Source organism: Tropicimonas sp. IMCC34043, from assembly GCF_003390845.1.
Taxonomy (GTDB): domain Bacteria; phylum Pseudomonadota; class Alphaproteobacteria; order Rhodobacterales; family Rhodobacteraceae; genus Tropicimonas.
Window position 1 is genome coordinate 1 of sequence record NZ_QMEK01000015.1, and the last position, 255, is coordinate 255.

The window sequence follows — 255 nt, forward strand, 5'->3', positions numbered from 1 at the left end:
TCGACGGTTTCTTCGGACGGCGGGCCGAGTTGGGCTTTGCCGACTTCATGGTCGACATCTGTTTCCTGTCGACCTCGGCGCTCAAGTTCCCGGATGTCTATCATCAGGACGAACGTGTGGTGCGCGTAAAACTCGCAATGCTTCAGAACGCCCGACATCGGGTCCTGCTGATGGATCACGACAAGATCGGTCGCTCGGCCCTGTACCGGATGGGCAGCGTGACCCTGTTCGACACGATCATCACCGACAACCCCC

Annotated in this window: 1 pseudogene; it reads left to right on the forward strand. The window is 59.2% G+C overall.

The features are described 5' to 3' along the window. A pseudogene (locus DQG17_RS21530) lies at nucleotides 1-255 on the forward strand (DeoR/GlpR transcriptional regulator); the annotation flags it as partial.